At 45.7% G+C, this 17275-nt stretch carries 15 protein-coding genes; 5 read left to right on the top strand and 10 right to left on the bottom strand.

Features of this window, described 5'->3' with window-relative positions:
* Nucleotides 1–78 precede the first annotated feature (78 nt).
* Entirely contained in the window at nt 79–1077 is a 999-nt protein-coding gene (locus ACWYVB_RS16505) for a substrate-binding domain-containing protein (RefSeq protein ID WP_395222224.1), read from the bottom strand.
* Between the two features lie 177 nt (nt 1078–1254).
* On the opposite strand from ACWYVB_RS16505, the gene ACWYVB_RS16500 reads away from it, so the two are divergent.
* Nucleotides 1255–1587 carry a tRNA-binding protein gene (locus ACWYVB_RS16500; RefSeq protein ID WP_005494151.1) on the top strand — a complete coding sequence of 111 codons (333 nt, stop codon included), beginning with the start codon at nt 1255–1257 and terminating at the stop codon, nt 1585–1587.
* 69 nt (nt 1588–1656) lie between these two features.
* On the opposite strand, the gene ACWYVB_RS16495 is transcribed toward ACWYVB_RS16500, so the two are convergent.
* Entirely contained in the window at nt 1657–2208 is a 552-nt protein-coding gene (locus ACWYVB_RS16495) for a gamma-glutamylcyclotransferase family protein (RefSeq protein WP_145532632.1), read from the bottom strand.
* Nucleotides 2209–2392: 184 nt separating this feature from the next.
* Between ACWYVB_RS16495 and ACWYVB_RS16490 the strand changes: the two genes are divergently transcribed.
* On the top strand, nt 2393–3577 hold the full coding sequence (locus tag ACWYVB_RS16490; protein WP_395222223.1) for an NnrS family protein: 1185 nt from the start codon (nt 2393–2395) through the stop codon (nt 3575–3577).
* A gap of 72 nt (nt 3578–3649) precedes the next feature.
* On the opposite strand, the gene ACWYVB_RS16485 is transcribed toward ACWYVB_RS16490, so the two are convergent.
* The 5 genes from ACWYVB_RS16485 to ACWYVB_RS16465 all read right to left on the bottom strand — a co-directional run bounded on the left by ACWYVB_RS16485 (nt 3650) and on the right by ACWYVB_RS16465 (nt 10005).
* Nucleotides 3650–4603 carry a CorA family divalent cation transporter gene (locus ACWYVB_RS16485; RefSeq protein WP_012841472.1) on the bottom strand — a complete coding sequence of 318 codons (954 nt, stop codon included), beginning with the start codon at nt 4601–4603 and terminating at the stop codon, nt 3650–3652.
* A 283-nt stretch (nt 4604–4886) separates the two neighbouring features.
* Complete coding sequence (glpD, locus tag ACWYVB_RS16480; RefSeq protein WP_167426288.1) at nt 4887–6446, bottom strand: glycerol-3-phosphate dehydrogenase; 1560 nt, start codon at nt 6444–6446, stop codon at nt 4887–4889.
* Nucleotides 6447–6622: 176 nt separating this feature from the next.
* The gene (locus tag ACWYVB_RS16475; RefSeq protein ID WP_006742414.1) at nt 6623–7414 is read right to left on the bottom strand and encodes a DeoR/GlpR family transcriptional regulator; all 792 of its coding nucleotides are present in this window, start codon (nt 7412–7414) and stop codon (nt 6623–6625) included.
* A 159-nt stretch (nt 7415–7573) separates the two neighbouring features.
* Nucleotides 7574–9091 carry a glycerol kinase GlpK gene (gene glpK / locus ACWYVB_RS16470; protein WP_006742415.1) on the bottom strand — a complete coding sequence of 506 codons (1518 nt, stop codon included), beginning with the start codon at nt 9089–9091 and terminating at the stop codon, nt 7574–7576.
* A 59-nt stretch (nt 9092–9150) separates the two neighbouring features.
* A complete protein-coding gene (locus ACWYVB_RS16465; protein ID WP_046875005.1) occupies nt 9151–10005 on the bottom strand; it encodes an MIP/aquaporin family protein in 855 nt (284 codons plus the stop codon).
* An 897-nt stretch (nt 10006–10902) separates the two neighbouring features.
* On the opposite strand from ACWYVB_RS16465, the gene glpT reads away from it, so the two are divergent.
* Both glpT and glpQ read left to right on the top strand, forming a co-directional pair.
* Nucleotides 10903–12267 (top strand): glycerol-3-phosphate transporter, encoded by a 1365-nt coding sequence (gene glpT, locus ACWYVB_RS16460; protein ID WP_006742417.1) that lies wholly within the window; start codon nt 10903–10905, stop codon nt 12265–12267.
* A gap of 56 nt (nt 12268–12323) precedes the next feature.
* A complete protein-coding gene (gene glpQ / locus ACWYVB_RS16455) occupies nt 12324–13379 on the top strand; it encodes a glycerophosphodiester phosphodiesterase (protein WP_150919325.1) in 1056 nt (351 codons plus the stop codon).
* 77 nt (nt 13380–13456) lie between these two features.
* On the opposite strand, the gene dapD is transcribed toward glpQ, so the two are convergent.
* From dapD to ACWYVB_RS16440, 3 genes are all read right to left on the bottom strand, one after another.
* Nucleotides 13457–14488: a 2,3,4,5-tetrahydropyridine-2,6-dicarboxylate N-succinyltransferase gene (gene dapD, locus ACWYVB_RS16450; protein WP_457529462.1), complete on the bottom strand. Its 1032-nt coding sequence runs from the start codon at nt 14486–14488 to the stop codon at nt 13457–13459.
* 329 nt (nt 14489–14817) lie between these two features.
* Nucleotides 14818–15114 carry a YebG family protein gene (locus ACWYVB_RS16445; protein ID WP_041852896.1) on the bottom strand — a complete coding sequence of 99 codons (297 nt, stop codon included), beginning with the start codon at nt 15112–15114 and terminating at the stop codon, nt 14818–14820.
* A gap of 128 nt (nt 15115–15242) precedes the next feature.
* Complete coding sequence (locus tag ACWYVB_RS16440; RefSeq protein WP_124008453.1) at nt 15243–16169, bottom strand: LysR substrate-binding domain-containing protein; 927 nt, start codon at nt 16167–16169, stop codon at nt 15243–15245.
* A 109-nt stretch (nt 16170–16278) separates the two neighbouring features.
* On the opposite strand from ACWYVB_RS16440, the gene ACWYVB_RS16435 reads away from it, so the two are divergent.
* On the top strand, nt 16279–17253 hold the full coding sequence (locus ACWYVB_RS16435) for a TDT family transporter (protein ID WP_065645487.1): 975 nt from the start codon (nt 16279–16281) through the stop codon (nt 17251–17253).
* The last annotated feature ends 22 nt before the right edge of the window (nt 17254–17275 follow it).

Genomic DNA, 17275 nt, shown 5'->3' with positions numbered 1-17275 from the left:
TCTCGACAAGTGCTCAAAGAAAAGCCCACTCAATAACCTGAGCGGGCTTTTCGTTTTCAAATTACAGATTATCCACCATCAACAACGCTCAACAGAATTTCTTCGTACTAACGTTGGGCTAAAAATAATGGTTTCATCTTCAACTTTTTCGTCACGAGATAGCGCCAAAGCCAAACGGGCGGCGCGTTCTGCCATCATCTCGATTGGGTAGCGAATAGTAGTCAAGCTAGGGTGAACAAAGCGGGCGATTAAGCCATCATCGAACCCGACCATAGAAACCTTACTTGGTACGTCAATGCCATTTTGATCTAACGCTTCCAGTGCGCCAGCGGCCATGTAGTCGTTGTAGGCCACCACTCCAGTAATCTCCAAAGATTTGGTTAACAGGTTGGTCATCGCAACTTCGCCACCATCACTGTTGGGTTCACCGTATTCGATGTAGCTTTTGGAGAGTTCAATACCATGTTCTTTCAATGCTGCTTGGTAACCTTGCAATCGCTCATCGGTATCTTCGATATCGTGGGATGAGGCAATACAAGCGATTTTGCGATGCCCATGACGAATTAAATATTCTGTCGCGAGGAATGCTCCTTTGCGGTTATCAAGGGAAATACAGCGCTCAGCAAGCTCTGGGATATGACGATTGATAAGCACCATACCTTTCACTTCTTGGGCATAGCCAATTAGCTCCTCATCAGATAAGCCTTTCGAGTGGATGACTATTGCATCGCAACGGCTGTTGATCAGCAATTCTAGGGCTTGACGCTCATCTTCTGGATTATGATAACCGTTGCCAATCAAGATATGTTTGCCATTTTCGCGCGCGACATTATCGACGGATTTGACCAGCGTGCCGAAGAAAGGATCGGACACATCACTCACCAACACACCCATGGTATTTGTGCTTTGACTCACCAGTGCGCGAGCTGCGGCATTGGGTCTGTAACCCAATTTGCTCATTGCTTTGGTGACCGACTCTACCGATGATTGACTGGCTTTTGGGGACTTGTTGATCACGCGAGAAACCGTTGCGACCGAAACACCGGCTTCTTTCGCGACATCCTTGATCGTTGCCATATAGAACCTTTAGTGGCTAAAAAATTTTGACTGAAAGTATTAAACACCCATTGTGTAATAAGTGCAATTTGATAGAGGATTTGCTTTCGGAAATGAGATCTTTACCACTTGTATTTATTAAGCTTACTGATAGTGTAAACGTTATCTTTTTAGTAAAACTTTACTGAGGTTTTAATTATGGAAACTATCGCTTACTCTGATTTTGCCAAACTGGAAATTCGTACCGGAAAAATCATTGAAGTAGCTCGTCATCAAAATGCAGACAAGCTGTATATTGTGCAGATTGATATTGGTGAAAAAACACTGCAAACCGTAACCAGTTTAGTGCCTTATTACACCGAGGAAGAGTTGATGGGAAAACAAGTGGTCGTGTTGTGTAATCTTGCCAAAGCCAAAATGCGCGGTGAAACCTCTGAATGTATGTTGTTATGCGCAGAAACGGATGATGAATCCGAAAGTGTGTTACTAACGCCAGAAAGAGCGATGCCGACCGGGGTGAGAATTGTTTAATCAGTTCACTGGTCGCTCTATTGTAAAAACAGCTCTTAGTTTAGAGCTGTTTTTACAGATGGGATTGAGCTACGAATTTTGGGCAATCAGATTATCAATCAACTCGTAATGATGCTTTTGCACGCCTGCAAGGTTGCCATATTTAGGTTGGTGGCGGTCATTTTCTTTTGCGTGTTGCCAGCCAATGGTGTGACGCACAAAATGCTCTGCAAACGCATGAGATACTTCTAAGCAACCTGCTAGCACGGTATCGACATAGCTTTGCATGATTGGGCTTTTTACGCACGGTGGTAATGGCTCGTCTTTTACGTAAACCCAGATGCTATGTTCTTGGTTAAAGTTCGCGTCCGTTTCTATTTGATCTGGCTGAATTTGAATACGATGATAACCACGCTCACGGCGATCGAATTCTGCGAGAGCCTCTTCATTCACTTCGAGTAAAACGCCGTTGACCTGCCCATCGCCTTGGTTTACAACCAGAGGAGACAGAGTGTAGCTGTCATCAATTTTTCCCCAGTAGCGCACCAGTCCATGAGCAATGACGGGAATGGCTTCTCCCGTTTGTCCGGTTAACTTACGTGACGCAGAATTAATCAAACTGCCATAGCCAAATATGTACATCTTCGTTGCATCCCTTAACTGATGGTTGTGTCTCTCACCGTTTATACCTAACCCGCCTCTGAAGCACAACTTTACCTCTTAAGTATAATCTTAACTATTAACATGTATTTTTTATGCATGTTTATGGTAGCATCAATATTGTAGTTGAGTTAACCAGCATCGAGAGACGCTTGAGGGCAAGATAATGCTGAATATCACCGATAAAAAAGTGGAAGAAAAAATCCCCGCATGGCTGCGATTAGGCTTTCGGCCGTTTTTTCTGTTTGGGTCGATTTACGCCATTGTTGCGATCGCGTTGTGGGTGTGGATGTTCCAGAGCGGACAGCCAAACGCATTAACTGTACCGGCATTATGGTGGCACGTTCATGAAATGTTGTTCGGCTTTTCGATGGCGATTGTGGTTGGTTTTGTACTGACCGCGGTACAAAACTGGACTGGCATTAATGGCACCAAGCATTACACGCTTTTGGTCTTATTTGGCTTATGGCTCGCGCCCCGAATATTGCTTTGGACGTCAGCGCCGTTATGGTTAACCAGCAGCATTGAAGCGGTATTTTTGTTGTTTGTTGCCTATGAGGTAGGCATTCGTGTTTATCGAGCCAAAGGTTGGCGTAATCTGTTTTTTGTGCCGCTGTTTCTTTTGGCCATTTTTGCGAACTTTGCAAGCTACGCAACAATAAAAGGCATGCCGCCGTTTAGCTCTTCTGCTGTATGGCAGGCGATGTTGTGGTGGTTTACGCTGTTATTGTCGGTCATGGGCGGACGTGTGATTCCATTCTTTACTGCGCGTCGATTTAATTTCGAAAAAGCGCAACCACTGGCTTGGTTAGAATGGTTCGCGAACTTGCCGTTGGTAATGCTATTTGTGCTGAGCTTTTTCCCTGTGACGTTTGCAGAATTAGGCAATCCGTTGATGCTGTTTGCAGGAGTTGCTCAGTTGGTGCGTTTTGTTCGCTGGAAACCTTGGTTAACCCTGAGCGAGCCTTTAGTGTGGTCGCTGCATGCTGCGTATTTGTGTTTGCCACTAAGCTTAATTTTGCGAGGCACTTGGGGAGATGCATTTGCCAGCCATAACCTGATTCACCTGTTTGCGGTAGGTGCATTAGGCGGCTTGATTTTAGCGATGATCGCACGCGTGACGATGGGACATACTGGTCGCATGATCTACAAAGGTCCGAACATGAGCCTTGCGTTTGCGGCGATTACCGCGGCAGCTTTGGTTCGCAGTTTTGCCGTGATATTTGATCCTGCCAATATGATGCTGTGGATTAATATCAGTGGCGGATTGTGGATTGTCGCATTTGGCCTGTTTGTTTGGCGCTTTGGCGTGATGCTTATTACCCCTCGCGTTGATGGTCATCCTGGATAGGGCTCTAATGTGAGTAGAGAAAGAGGAACCGCGCGCTCCTCTTTTGATTTTTGTTCTTTATAGGATTAGCGCTTATTCGTCTTCGTCGTCTGTTTTATTCGTGAACCCCAAGCGTTTGAATAGCCACCACTCTAGAGCAAAGATGACAATTAAAGCGATACAGAACCAGGTGAACGCCATGGCGGATTCCACGCCTGGCATACCGCCAATGTTGATGCCAAGCAAACCTGTTAGGAAGCTGGTTGGCAAGAAAATAGTCGCCACTAGGGTGAATAGATAACTGTTTTTATTAGTTTTCTCGTCACGATGATGTTTGATTTCTTCTTGAAAGAGAGCGACTTCTCCAAGATAAAACTCAAGTGTTTCATTTATGCGCGTAATATTATTGTGGGCGAAGCGATATTGATGGGGCCTTAAAGCCACCAACTCGGACTCTGATTCAACGAGATCTCGAATAGCATATTGCTGAGGGCGAATAAAACGTTTGATGGAGATAAGCGCTTTTTGAGTCGCCATATGCTTGTACGTCGATTCATCATTCACATCAAACTGGTTTAACGTCTCTTCAATCGTATCGAGGTAAACGTCTATTTTGCTATTTAATCCTTCAATAATCTGATGAAGTAAACCAGCAAGGCTTTTCGGACCTTTGTGTTCCGCCAAGGCTTGACGAATTTCCATGATGGCACGCGATGGGATCTTACGTGTTGAAATCAGTGCCCCTTGAAAATAGAGAATTCGAATACTGAGCATGTCTTCTGGTGAAGCATCGCCATTCATATTGACGCCTCGTAAAATCAACATGAAGTTCTCGTCATCCAAAGGGTGGAAAGACGGTCGGCTTTCGTCGGCTAACAGGTGATCAACAGTGGCACGTGGTACTTGGTTTTGCTCTAGCCAGCCACGAATATCGGGATGCAGCCGTTCACAATGGTACCAATGTTTGGCTTGAATCTGCTCCGCCGTTGTGGATTGCTGAGTTGCTTCTGGGGTTGAAAAATCCCAATGTTCAATCATAAAACCCATTTTCTTTTCCTTGTCTGAGCCTTTCCCCAAATAACTCGGAAAGAGCCTGTTCTTCCACTGCATTTTTTCCGGGAAGTGCATCAGTGATAACGTTCTGAACCCAGCGCCATGAAGTTATTCAGGGATAATTATTCAAATGAGTATGATTGCATTTAACGCTAAATGTCTATGAATAGTTGCTCTTATTTGTAATCAAGTGAAGCAAGCCAAAGTGTGGTGTAAAAACAGCAAAATAAAAAAGCCTGCAGCGAGGCAGGCTTTCTAGTGGGGTGGAGAGGAGCAGTTAGCCAACTTGAGAAAGATTAACCACTTTCTGTTGTAGCTTTTCTTTTAAATAGTCCGATAAAGCCTGCTTTTCTTCATCGTTCATGTACAGACCAAGTTTGGTACGACGCCACAAAATGTCTTCATCGGTCATTGCCATTTCATGGTTCATTAAGTAGTCGATCTCACGTTGGTAAACACCGCCGGCTTGCGATGAGAACGCGTGTCCAAGGTCAGCTTCGCTTGCTGTGCCTTCCATTAAGTTCCACGTTTGGGTACCAAATTGTGTTACGTAACGAAGAATCAATGCTTCTGGCGCCCAAGCGTATTTAGCATGAATTTGTTTAGCTAATTGTTCACGACTACAGCTGAAGTTACCACCAGGTAGGGTTTGATTTGCCGTCCAGTCGCTTCCCATCTCTGGTAGGAAAGGAGCCAGCTTTTTCATTGCCGCTTCACCCAGCTTACGGTAGGTCGTCAGCTTACCACCAAAGACAGAAAGCAGAGGTGCATGGTCGTATTCCGCATCGAGTTCTAGCGTGTAGTCTCGTGTGATCGCTTGCGGAGAGTCAGATTCATCGTCACATAAAGGACGAACACCGCTGTATGTCCAAACCACATCTTCGCGAGTCAGCTGGTGGACAAAGTGTTGGTTTACGATGTCGATGAGGTAATCGACTTCGTCATCTGAGATCGCCACTTCGCGTGGGTCACCTTTGTATTCCACATCTGTTGTACCAATGATTGAGAACTTATCTAAGTAAGGAATCATAAATACGATGCGGTTGTCTTTGTTTTGAAGAATGTAGGCTTGCGGTTCGTTGTGGATACGAGGAACAACGATGTGCGAGCCTTTGATTAAGCGAATGTTACGAGGAGAGGCTTGCTCTAATCCATCATCAAAGAACTGTTTTACCCAAGGGCCAGCTGCGTTTACTAGTGCTTTTGCTTTGCGTTCGAAACGTTGGTCTGTCATCACGTCATGAATTGTGACATGCCAGATACCACCTTCACGGTGTGCTTTTTCTACGCGGCAGTAGTTACGTACTTCTGCATGGTTTTCACGAGCAGCCAGAACGTTAAGTAATACTAAACGCGCGTCATCAACCCAACAGTCAGAGTATTCGAAACCGGTTTTCATTTCTGGTTTTAGCAAGCCCGATTTCGCTAAGTTGACGGTTTTGCTGCCTGGCAGAGTCGTACGTTTACCCAAGTTATCGTAAAGGAACAGACCACAGCGAATCATCCAAGCTGGGCGTAGGAATGGGCGATGAGGCAAACGGAAACGCATTGGTAGGGCAACGTGAGGCGCTTTGCGAAGAATAACTTCACGTTCTGCGAGCGCTTCCGAAACCAAACGAAACTCGTAGTGTTCAAGGTAGCGTAAACCGCCGTGGATCAGTTTAGAACTTGCCGAAGAAGTAGCGGACGCGAAGTCACTTGCTTCGTATAAGCCAACACTCAAACCGCGGCCAGCTGCGTCTGCCGCAATACCAGCCCCGTTAATGCCGCCACCAATTACGATCAAGTCTAAGGTAGTGGATGAGCTAGTAGTGGAAGCATTTTTTTGTATACTCATAAATTTGACCTCTTGGTGAGCGAACGAGCATTTTAGAACATGATCTAATCCTAGCTTAGGTTTCGTTTGTGATCATCTATTATTTTCGTTTGTGAGCGTTTTGTGTGATTTAGGCACAAAAAAACCTCTGCCTAATTAAGACAGAGGTCATTTGAGAGGCAAATTAATGACTGGAACTACTCGTTTTCGAAGTTTGTCTCGTTCGCTTCAACGACTTCAAGTGGAATTGAAGCTTCTTTTAAAATCGACAGGATTTCTTCTGGTGGCTGCTTGTTGGTAAAGATCATATTGAGCTGAGCGATATTGCCTAGCTTCACCATGGCATTGCGCCCGAACTTGGTGTGGTCGACGGCAAGAAATACACTGCGGCTGTTGTCGATGATCGCTTGTTTGACTCTTACTTCGTGGTAATCAAAGTCTAATAGCGAGCCATCAAAGTCGATACCACTGATGCCAAGAATGCCAAAGTCGAGACGGAACTGTTTAACGAAGTCGAGAGTGGCTTCTCCAACAATGCCGCCATCGCGACTTCGAACTTCACCGCCAGCTAAGATGACTTTGATCTCTGGGTTGGGGAAGAGAATGGTTGCCACGTTGATATTGTTGGTAACCACGCGTAGCTGTTTATGGTTTTTATTGAGCGCTCGCGCAACCGCTTCTGGTGTGGTGCCGATATCAATAAATAGAGTCGCGCCATCAGGAATGTGCTTGACCACCTCGTCTGCAATGACATCTTTTTCATTGAAGTTGAGCGCTTTACGCGTGTTGTAAGATGTGTTTTCAGAACTGAGAGGGATGGTTGCACCACCGTGATAACGACGAATTTTGTTGTCGTCGGCGAGTTCATTGAGATCGCGTCGGATGGTTTGTGGGCTGACATTGAATCTTTCTACCAACTCATCCGTGCTGACATAGCCTTGTTTTTTCACCAACTCAACAATCTGTTGGTGTCGAGGTATTTGCTTCACTTACCACTCCCTTGTGCATTGGTAACGGCCAATGCTTCAAATTCGAAGCTCTATTGTGCTCGAATTTGCGCGTTGTGAGAAGTAAGCGAGTTCAGGAATCAGGGGCAAAGCGCAAAAAAGAGCGCACAAATGGCGCTCTTTTTTCGTATGGAGGTGAGATTAATCTTCTTCGTCGTGAAGCTCAGACCAGGTTTGCGCACATTTCACTGCGCGTTTCCAACCCTTGTAACGACGATTGCGCTTTTCTTCATCATCGTGCGGCTCAAACGTGCGATCAAGCACCGCTTTATTCTGCAACTCGTCAATGCTGTCCCAGTAACCCACGGCAAGACCTGCAAGGTAGGCTGCACCAAGAGCGGTAACCTCTGTTACTTGAGGGCGGTGTACTTCTGTATTCAATACATCGGATTGGAACTGCATTAGGAAGTTGTTCGCTACCGCACCGCCATCGACGCGAAGATTCGCAAGTTTAATACCTGAGTCGGCTTGCATCGCATCCAGTACGTCACGAGTTTGGTAAGCGATGCCTTCCAAAGTCGCACGGATAATGTGGTTTGAGTTCACGCCGCGAGTAAGGCCGACAATCGTGCCACGTGCGTAGGCATCCCAGTATGGTGCGCCTAAACCAGTAAAGGCAGGCACGACATAAACGCCGTTTGAGGTATCCACTTTGGTTGCGAAGTATTCAGAGTCTTCTGCACCGTTTAGGATTTTTAATTCATCGCGTAGCCATTGGATAGAAGCACCACCCATGAATACGGCACCTTCAAGTGCATAAGCAGGCTCGCCTTTAGGACCACAAGCCAAAGTTGTCAGTAGGCCGTGCGTCGAAGTGACTTTTTCTTGGCCCGTATTCATTAGCAAGAAACAACCCGTGCCGTAAGTGTTTTTCGCCTGACCCGCTTCAACACACATTTGGCCGTAAAGCGCAGCTTGTTGGTCACCAGCAATACCAGAAATAGGAATACGAGTACCGCCTTTACCACCAATGTTGGTCTTACCGTAAACTTCCGATGAACGTTTTACTTCTGGCATCATAGATGCTGGGATACCAAGCTCATCTAACATTTTCTGATCCCAACATAGATCGTTGATGTTAAATAGCATTGTACGCGATGCGTTAGTGTAGTCGGTCACGTGAACGCGGCCTTGAGTCATCTTCCAAACTAACCAAGTATCGACGGTACCGAACAACAGCTTGCCTGCTTCTGCGTCTTCGCGCGCGCCTTCAACGTTGTCCAGAATCCATTTCACTTTGGTACCTGAGAAGTAAGGGTCAAGCACCAAACCTGTGTTGTCACGTACGTAGTTCTCTAGACCACGCGCTTTTAAATCTTCACAGATGTCAGCAGTACGGCGACATTGCCATACGATCGCATTGTAAACGGGTTTGCCTGTTTCTTTATTCCAGACGATAGTAGTTTCACGCTGGTTAGTAATACCGATAGCCGCCAATTGGTCGCTACGGATGCCAGACTTAGCTAGAGCTTCTACCAACGTAGAGCTTTGTGTTGCCCAGATTTCCATTGGGTCATGTTCTACCCAACCTGCCTCTGGATAAATCTGAGTAAATTCGCGCTGTGCGACGCTTACGATGTTCGCGTCATGATCAAGAATTACTGCGCGAGAGCTTGTCGTACCTTGGTCTAGGGCAACAATGTATTTTTGCTCAGTCATGGTAAGAATCCTTTTGTTTCGTTATTTATATTTTAGTAAATGTTCGAGTTGCGTCAGTTTTAAGCTCTAGCTTCTTCTGTTTCTTCTTCCGTCTCACATTGGTTTGGAATTGTACAGCCGTGGCCTTGTTGTGGAAGGTAAGCCGCAATCGCTTTTGGATACAACCAACCACCAAAACACGCACCTGCAATCGGAGCAAGTAAAGGCACGATAAAGTAAGGAATGTCTTTAGCACCTGTCAGAGCGTAATCCCAGCCTGCGAAGTAAGCGAACAGTTTCGGTCCAAAGTCGCGCGCAGGATTCATCGCGAAGCCAGTTAGTGGACCAAGAGAACCACCGATCACAGCAATCAAAATACCGATTAACAGCGGGTTCATTGCACCTCGTGCAGCGCCGTTATTTTCATCGCCCAAAGCCAAAATCGCAAACATCAGCACGGCAGTGATAACGAATTCCACAGCAAAAGCGCCAAAGAAAGAGAGGGAAGCATGTGGATAGGTTGAGAAGATACCAGCGGTTGCTAGTGCATCTTGGCTACTGCGGACGAAGTTATGTGCGATTTCGTAGTCGGTGAAAAGGTTGCTGTATAAGCTGTAAACCAACGCAGCAGAGCAGAATGCGCCAAGCATTTGGGCGATGATGTATGGCACCACTTTCGCCTTATCAAAACCATGGAACATAGCGAGTGCGATGGTTACCGCTGGGTTGATGTGCGCGCCTGAAACGCCGGCAGTACAGTAAATAGCGATGGCGACACCTAGGCCCCATACAATACTGATTTCCCATTGTCCAAATGATGCGCCTGTTAGAACTAAGGCTGCGACACAGCCTACGCCGAAGAAGATAAGTAGTCCTGTACCGATAAACTCGGCCAAACATTCTCCGAGCAGAGAGGGGTGTTTGTTCGTTGTCATGTTAAAAGTCCTTTGATCATTTTTGCCTGTCTAGCACGATACTATTGTGCACATATAAACGTTTGCGAAAACAAACGCGCGTTAAAAATGAGCGTTTGAGCATAAAATTGTTAATCAAAGTCTTCGTTTTTGTTAAATGGCGCATCTTTTAATCGAAAAAGAAAACAACGAAAAGAACTTCTTTGCTACGAAGTGTGTTTTGGAAGCGCTCAAATTACCGATGTGAAAAAGAATGCACAACTGGTAAGAGGAGTTTTGTGAAGCTGCTACGTGCTTGGGGATTTATTACTCAGATTTTGCGTAGTAATTAACCCTAAAGAGGTAAGGCGAGGTCAAGTACATCAAGGACTAGCGGTGATATAAGAAAATGCGTTGCTATGTTTATATCTCGAGAGGAACTTGTTATCCAAATTAGTGTTAATTATGAAAATGGAGAGGAAAATAAATATGGTTTATGTCTTGTGTTCGTGAATCACTGTCTAGGTTTGAGTTCAGATAACATTAGCTTTGTTATTTCGTTTGATACTAAGCGCGAACATTTTTCATCTTTTTAGTTATTTAGTGGTTTCGCGTAACAAGGATGGATGTGAAACACCCTTTTTACGGTTAATTTGTGTTCTTATTCGAGCCTTTGTTTCATTGGTTTCGAATTGGAATGCTCAAATGAGAGGTTGAAACATCAGTTTCATATTAACTAATTATGAGTAAAGTTGAACGATGGTCTAATTAATTCGCTCTAATTTACTGTATTTACTTATATTTAATTCATGTGCAACATTTGTCACAGAAATAAAATCCTAACTCAATACAATTCATGAACTTTCGAACGAAGATTTTATTTGTTTCGTTCGCTCCTTTTGTGTTTTTTACCATCGCATACAAAATAATGAGGTTCCTATGTTTGGAATATTCAAACCTAAGGCGCACATTGATCGTCTGTCCCCAGGCAGTATCGATAGCACCTACTCTCGCCTCCGTTGGCAACTCTTTATCGGTATATTTGTTGGCTACGCCGGTTACTATCTGGTTCGTAAAAACTTCAGTTTGGCGATGCCTTATCTTATCGAGCAAGGCTTTAGCCGCGGTGACTTAGGTGTCGCGCTGGCAGCTGTTTCCATTGCATATGGTCTCTCTAAATTTCTAATGGGCAGCGTATCTGACCGTTCCAACCCTCGCTATTTCCTTAGTGGCGGCCTACTGATGTCTGCATTAGTGATGTTTTGCTTTGGCTTTATGCCATGGGCGACTGGCAGCGTCACTGCGATGTTCATTTTGCTTTTCTTGAACGGTTGGTTCCAAGGCATGGGGTGGCCCGCATGTGGACGAACCATGGTGCACTGGTGGTCACGTAAAGAGCGTGGTGAGATCGTTTCGGTTTGGAACGTGGCACACAACGTGGGTGGCGGTTTGATTGGTCCACTATTTATTCTTGGCCTGTGGGCATTTAACGATGATTGGCGCACTGCATTTTATGTTCCTGCATTTTTCGCCACGTTGGTTGCTGTGTTTGTTTGGATGACGGTTCGCGATACGCCTCAATCTTGTGGTTTGCCACCGATCGAAGAGTATAAAGACGATTATCCTGATGACTATGACAAGTCGCACGAACAAGAAATGACAGCCAAGGAAATCTTCTTTAAGTATGTATTCAACAACAAGCTGCTTTGGTCGATTGCAATTGCAAACGCATTTGTTTACCTAATTCGCTACGGCGTACTGGACTGGGCACCTGTTTATCTAAAAGAAGCGAAGGATTTCTCGGTAGATAAATCGTCATGGGCTTACTTCTTATACGAATGGGCCGGCATTCCAGGCACATTATTGTGTGGTTGGATTTCAGACAAATTGTTCAAAGGTCGTCGTGCACCTGCTGGCATCTTATTTATGGTGTTAGTGACCGTTGCAGTGATGGTTTACTGGTTTAACCCTGCTGGTAACCCAATGGTGGACATGATGGCGCTGATTGCAATTGGCTTCCTAATCTATGGTCCGGTTATGCTGATTGGCTTGTACGCACTTGAGCTCGCTCCGAAGAAAGCCGCCGGTACTGCTGCTGGTCTTACTGGTTTATTTGGATACTTAGGTGGTGCGGTGGCTGCAAACGCGATTCTGGGTTACACGGTAGACCACTTTGGCTGGGATGGTGGCTTTATCATCTTAGTTGGTTCTTGTATTACTTCTATTGTGTGTTTGATGTACGCCTTCTTAGGTGAGCGTGCGCACCACGAGCAAAAAGAGCGCGAAAAGGAAGCGCTAGCGTAATATTTATTTAAAGAGGCAGTGGAATACTGCCTCTTCGCTTTATCAAGGAAATAACAATGAAAACAAAGTCAGTATGTCTTACTTTTTTAGCACTTAGCCTATCTGCTGGTGCGATTGCGAAACCGCTTGTAATTGCACACCGTGGCGCATCGGGTTACTTGCCTGAGCACACGCTAGAAGCCAAAGCGCTTGCTTACGCAATGAAACCTGACTACATAGAGCAAGATGTGGTAATGACGAAAGACGACCAGTTGGTCGTGTTGCATGACCATTATCTCGATCGTGTAACGGATGTTGCGGAGCGTTTTCCTGATCGCGCACGCAAAGACGGTCGCTACTACGCGATTGATTTCACACTGGCGGAAATCAAATCGCTGCGAGTAACTGAAGGCTTTAATATCGATGACAAAGGTAATAAGGTCGCTGGTTATCCGACACGATTCCCAATGTGGAAATCGGATTTTACCGTGCCGACGTTTGCTGAAGAGGTTGAGCTGATCCAAGGACTTAACAAGACGTTGGGTTACGACATCGGTATTTACCCAGAAATTAAAGCGCCTTGGTTCCATCGTCATGAAGGTAAGGACATTTCTAAAGCGGTGCTTAAAGTCTTGAAGCAGTACGGTTACGACTCGCAAGACGACAAAGTTTACCTGCAGTGTTTTGATGCGAACGAACTGCAACGCATTAACAGTGAGTTGATGCCCGCAATGGACATGGATTTAAAGCTCGTTCAGCTCATGGCTTACACCGATTGGAACGAAACTATGGTGTACAAAGGCGATACAGCAACGCCATACAGCTATGATTGGATGTTCGAAGCCGACGGCATGAAGAAAGTGGCGAGCTACGCCGAAGGTATTGGACCTTGGAAGCCGATGCTGGTGGATGATAAGTCAACCAAAGACAACATCATCATTAAGCCGTTGATGAAGGCTGCAAAGGACGCTGGCTTGCAAGTGCATCCATACACGTTCCGTGCCGATCCAGGACGCATTCCAGCGTACACTGACAGCTTTGAAGGCATGATGGATGTGTACTACAACCAAGTGAAAGTGGATGGTTTGTTTACTGATTTCCCAGATAAAGCAGTCAGCTTTTTAAATCAGTAATCAGCACTCACGCATTTTGCTGTAAGCTAAAAAATCCCCCAACAGTTTCCTGCTGGGGGATTTTTCTTAACTATTTATTAGTTGTTTTTATGCAATTCGCTGTTCAGTTCAACTGCGCTCTTGTTTGCAAGACACTCGATTTGACCTGTTACAGAGTTACGACGGAACAGTAGGTCAGAAACACCAGCAAGATCGCGAGCCTTAACCACTTCGACTTCTTGACCTTCAGAATCTAGCATGCGCACTTTAGAGCCAGCGGTTACGTACAGACCTGATTCGATAGTACAACGGTCACCCATTGGGAACCCAAGACCTGCGTTTGCGCCTAGTAGAGAGTTTTCACCGATGGAAACCACCACTTTACCGCCGCCAGATAGTGTACCCATGATAGATGCACCGCCACCGATGTCTGAACCGTTACCAACAACCACACCCGCAGAGATACGGCCTTCAACCATGCTCACGCCAGTAGTACCCGCGTTGAAGTTGATGAAGCCTTCGTGCATAACAGTTGTGCCTTCGCCAACGTGTGCGCCAAGACGTACGCGAGAAGTGTCTGCGATACGAACACCAGTTGGTACCACGTAGTCCACCATTTTAGGGAACTTGTCTACGCAATCTACGTTTAGCGTACGGCCAGCTAGGCGAGCTTCGATTTGACGCTCAGCCAGCTCAGGTAGGTCGATTGGGCCTTCGTTAGTCCATGCGATGTTGTGTAGTAGACCGAAGATGCCATCCAGTACTGTGCCGTGTGGCTTAACTAGACGGTTAGAGATAAGTTGAAGTTTTAGGAAGCCTTCAGCAACAGATTGTGGCTGTTCATCCGTAGCTAGAATAACCAGTACAAGCGGCTGTGCTGATTCTGCTGCTTTGGTTGCGAAAGATGCGTTTGCTGCATCGCCGTTTGCTTCGAAAGCCGCCGCAAGTTCTGCGCTTTGTGCAGCAGAGATCTCGATAGCTTGGTTGCCTTGTTCGTAACCTGCTACTGCTGCTAGTGCGTTAACAAGTGTGTCGCTTGGGTTAAGAACTGGGTTTGGAAAAAACGCTTCAATGATTTTGCCATCGCGGTTTTTAGTCGCTGTACCAAAGGCTAGAGAAAAGAAAGCCATAGTTGATCTCCATGTGTTGAGTCTTGTGTCTCGTCTGTTCACTGACAAGAAATAATTAAGTTGTCAGCCATCATAATGAGAGTGCTAGGGAGTTTAAAGAGGGGAAATAGATAAAGTCTGTAGATGGATACCTTTTGTCTTTTGGGAGATATGTCTGTCTGATGAGAAATGTGGTTGTGAGGTGGTCAATTAGCAGGTGTTTGTTGAAATGAAAGAAGGCGATTTGTCGTATCTGTGCTCGAAAGAAAGGGCGATCTTTCCATGATGATGTGTGCCTTCAGATATAAAAAACGCCACATGATGCGGCGTTTCTTTAACAAATGAGAGGCTTATGCAGCGTCTTCTTGCTTGTCTTCTTCTACAGATTCAAGCTTTTTTGCTTTCTTTGGTGCCGGTTTGCGTTTTGCACCCAGTGCGTAAAGCACTTCTTCTTTGTTTTGAGCGAGGTACATCGCAAGATCTTCTTGCTTACCTTCGTCTTCTAAAAGTTCACTTTTACCTAGCAGCGTGAATAGTTCGTCTGCCATGTCTAGCATTTTATCGTATGCGTCAGCTTCCGCTTTAGAGGTAAAAGTCATTTTCTCTTCTCCATTGCGTTCTACCACGTACTTGACGATTACAGCCATGGTTGGTCCCCTAACTTGGTGTATTGATACTGGCTTTTTATACAGTTTTTGACCAGTTAAGTCTAGCGACAAGCCTAAGAATGAGAGACACGTACAACTAACTGACCAGCATTTAAACTATCTCCGTTTCACTTGGAGGGTGTATCCTCTAGATAAAGGTTATTTGGTCGTTCCCAGTCTTGGCAAAATTCGATAAACGTTCTGAGTAGTGGGCTTTGGTATTTCTCTTTGTGAACCAGTAGCCAGAAGCGACGTTTCATATCTAAAGGCATGTCGAGCAGTTTTACGCGACCGTCACGAATAGCAGGTTCTGCAGACAAACGTGACAAGCAACCTAAGCCCAGCCCAGCAGATACTGAGTTGATCAATGCTTCGGTGGTATTGAGCTGAAAAGCTTCATGCCAATGTTCCAAGCGCGGCGCGACAACGCGCATAAAAAATTCGCGTGAACCAGACCCCGCCTCTCGCAATATCCATTCGCTGTTTTCTAGCTCGGTTAAATTTACTGGCCCTTCGTGCGCGGCTGGGTAATCGGGCGCGCAAATCACGCACATTTCATCTTCGCTAAACTGGGTAGACTGCAATTCAGGGTGAAGTGTTTTGCCTTCAATGAGGGCTATGTCTAACTCGTAATCGGTCAGCATGTCGCAGATTTGTGCGGAGTTAGAAATGAACAGACTTTGAGAACGATGGTTCGTTTGCTGACGAAATTCGCTAAGCAAATAGGGCGCGACTTGGTTGCCAATGGTGTCGCTGGCACCAATGCGAAGTTGGCCCGATAGCGCTTGATCACCATCGAAAATGCTCTCGATGTCCTTGGCTCGGTTGAGTAATTCATCCGCCAGTGGCAGCAGTTTTTGACCTTCTTGGTTCAAAATTAGTCGGTTATTAACACGATCAAACAAATGATGGCCGATCTGTTTTTCTAATTCTGAGAGTGCCATGCTCACTGCGGCTTTCGATAAAAAGAGACTATCAGAAGCTGCTGTGAGCGTTTTGTGCTGCGTGATCGTCGTAAACACTTTCAGTTGTTTAAGAGAAATGTGACTTGCCATACCCCACCGTTAAGTAATTTTGAACGTTTGTTTTAAATAATTAGATATATCGGAACGAAGTGCAAGCGTATTATACGCTCCATCAAGAGTGAGTCTGGTTGAGGTCATCATGATTCAAAGAACAAAAGCAAAAGTAATGGGAGCACCAACTCCGATGGCGGGTTTGGCTCTTGGTATTGCAAGCTTGGGCTGGAGTTGGGAGAACTTCGCCGAATTACATGGCTACGGACAGTGGATTAGTGCGGGTATCGCGAGCGTATTATTGGCTATATTGGCAACCAAGTTTTTGCTACATAATCATCTATTGAGACAAGATCTTGCTCATCCGGTTGTGGGCAGCGTGGTTCCGACATTTGCGATGGGCACTATGGTGGTATCGAACTCTCTCGGCCATTTTTACCCATTGGGTGGTGATGTGCTTTGGTTGATTGCGGTGGTTCTGCACATCGTGTTCTTGGTGAGCTTTGTTTACCATCGCGCCAAAGATTTTGAATTACACCACATGGTTCCAAGTTGGTTTGTACCGCCTGTGGGTATCATCGTTGCGGATGTGTCTTTCTCTGGCAACCCGATGTTAGCGCCAGTGGCACAAGGTGCATTGATGTTTGGTATGGTGGCGTACGCGATCATGTTGCCGATGATGATTTACCGTTTCATGTTTACCCATGAAATTCCGGATGCAGCGAAACCAACAATGGCAATCATGGCAGCGCCAGCAAGTCTATCATTGGCGGGGTACTTAACGGTCACTGCGACACCATCACCAGTGATCATCGCTATGCTATTTGGTATCGCGGTATTGATGACAGCCATCATTTACCTCGCATTCTTTAAATTGCTTAGACTGCCATTTAGCCCAGGCTATGCGGCGTTCACTTTCCCGATGGTGATCGGTGCGACGGCGCTGTTTAAAATGGCGAATTGGATGGAGTTGCAAGGATTGGCTGCGCACTATGTTCAACAAGTGCGAGGCTTAGCTGGTCTTGAGTTGATTGTGGCAACATTTGTTGTCTCTTATGTGGCTTTACAATACATCAACAACTTATTGATTCAGCCACGCTTGATGCACGCTCATCACGCTTAAATAGCAGATAGGAAAAAGCCTC

Source organism: Vibrio sp. JZG10, assembly GCF_054064075.1.
The sequence above is the reverse complement of the archived record's forward strand: the minus strand, read 5'-3'. Positions and strand labels throughout refer to the sequence as shown.

Excerpts from the sequence above, each read along its gene's own strand:
- ACWYVB_RS16505 (WP_395222224.1), bottom strand. The coding sequence starts at position 1,077 with ATGGCAACGATCAAGGATGTCGCGAAAGAAGCCGGTGTTTCGGTCGCA.
- ACWYVB_RS16500 (WP_005494151.1), top strand. The coding sequence starts at position 1,255 with ATGGAAACTATCGCTTACTCTGATTTTGCCAAACTGGAAATTCGTACC.
- ACWYVB_RS16495 (WP_145532632.1), bottom strand. The coding sequence starts at position 2,208 with ATGTACATATTTGGCTATGGCAGTTTGATTAATTCTGCGTCACGTAAG.
- ACWYVB_RS16490 (WP_395222223.1), top strand. The coding sequence starts at position 2,393 with ATGCTGAATATCACCGATAAAAAAGTGGAAGAAAAAATCCCCGCATGG.
- ACWYVB_RS16485 (WP_012841472.1), bottom strand. The coding sequence starts at position 4,603 with ATGGGTTTTATGATTGAACATTGGGATTTTTCAACCCCAGAAGCAACT.
- glpD (WP_167426288.1), bottom strand. The coding sequence starts at position 6,446 with ATGAGTATACAAAAAAATGCTTCCACTACTAGCTCATCCACTACCTTA.
- glpK (WP_006742415.1), bottom strand. The coding sequence starts at position 9,091 with ATGACTGAGCAAAAATACATTGTTGCCCTAGACCAAGGTACGACAAGC.
- ACWYVB_RS16465 (WP_046875005.1), bottom strand. The coding sequence starts at position 10,005 with ATGACAACGAACAAACACCCCTCTCTGCTCGGAGAATGTTTGGCCGAG.
- glpT (WP_006742417.1), top strand. The coding sequence starts at position 10,903 with ATGTTTGGAATATTCAAACCTAAGGCGCACATTGATCGTCTGTCCCCA.
- glpQ (WP_150919325.1), top strand. The coding sequence starts at position 12,324 with ATGAAAACAAAGTCAGTATGTCTTACTTTTTTAGCACTTAGCCTATCT.
- dapD (WP_457529462.1), bottom strand. The coding sequence starts at position 14,488 with ATGGCTTTCTTTTCTCTAGCCTTTGGTACAGCGACTAAAAACCGCGAT.
- ACWYVB_RS16445 (WP_041852896.1), bottom strand. The coding sequence starts at position 15,114 with ATGGCTGTAATCGTCAAGTACGTGGTAGAACGCAATGGAGAAGAGAAA.
- ACWYVB_RS16440 (WP_124008453.1), bottom strand. The coding sequence starts at position 16,169 with ATGGCAAGTCACATTTCTCTTAAACAACTGAAAGTGTTTACGACGATC.
- ACWYVB_RS16435 (WP_065645487.1), top strand. The coding sequence starts at position 16,279 with ATGATTCAAAGAACAAAAGCAAAAGTAATGGGAGCACCAACTCCGATG.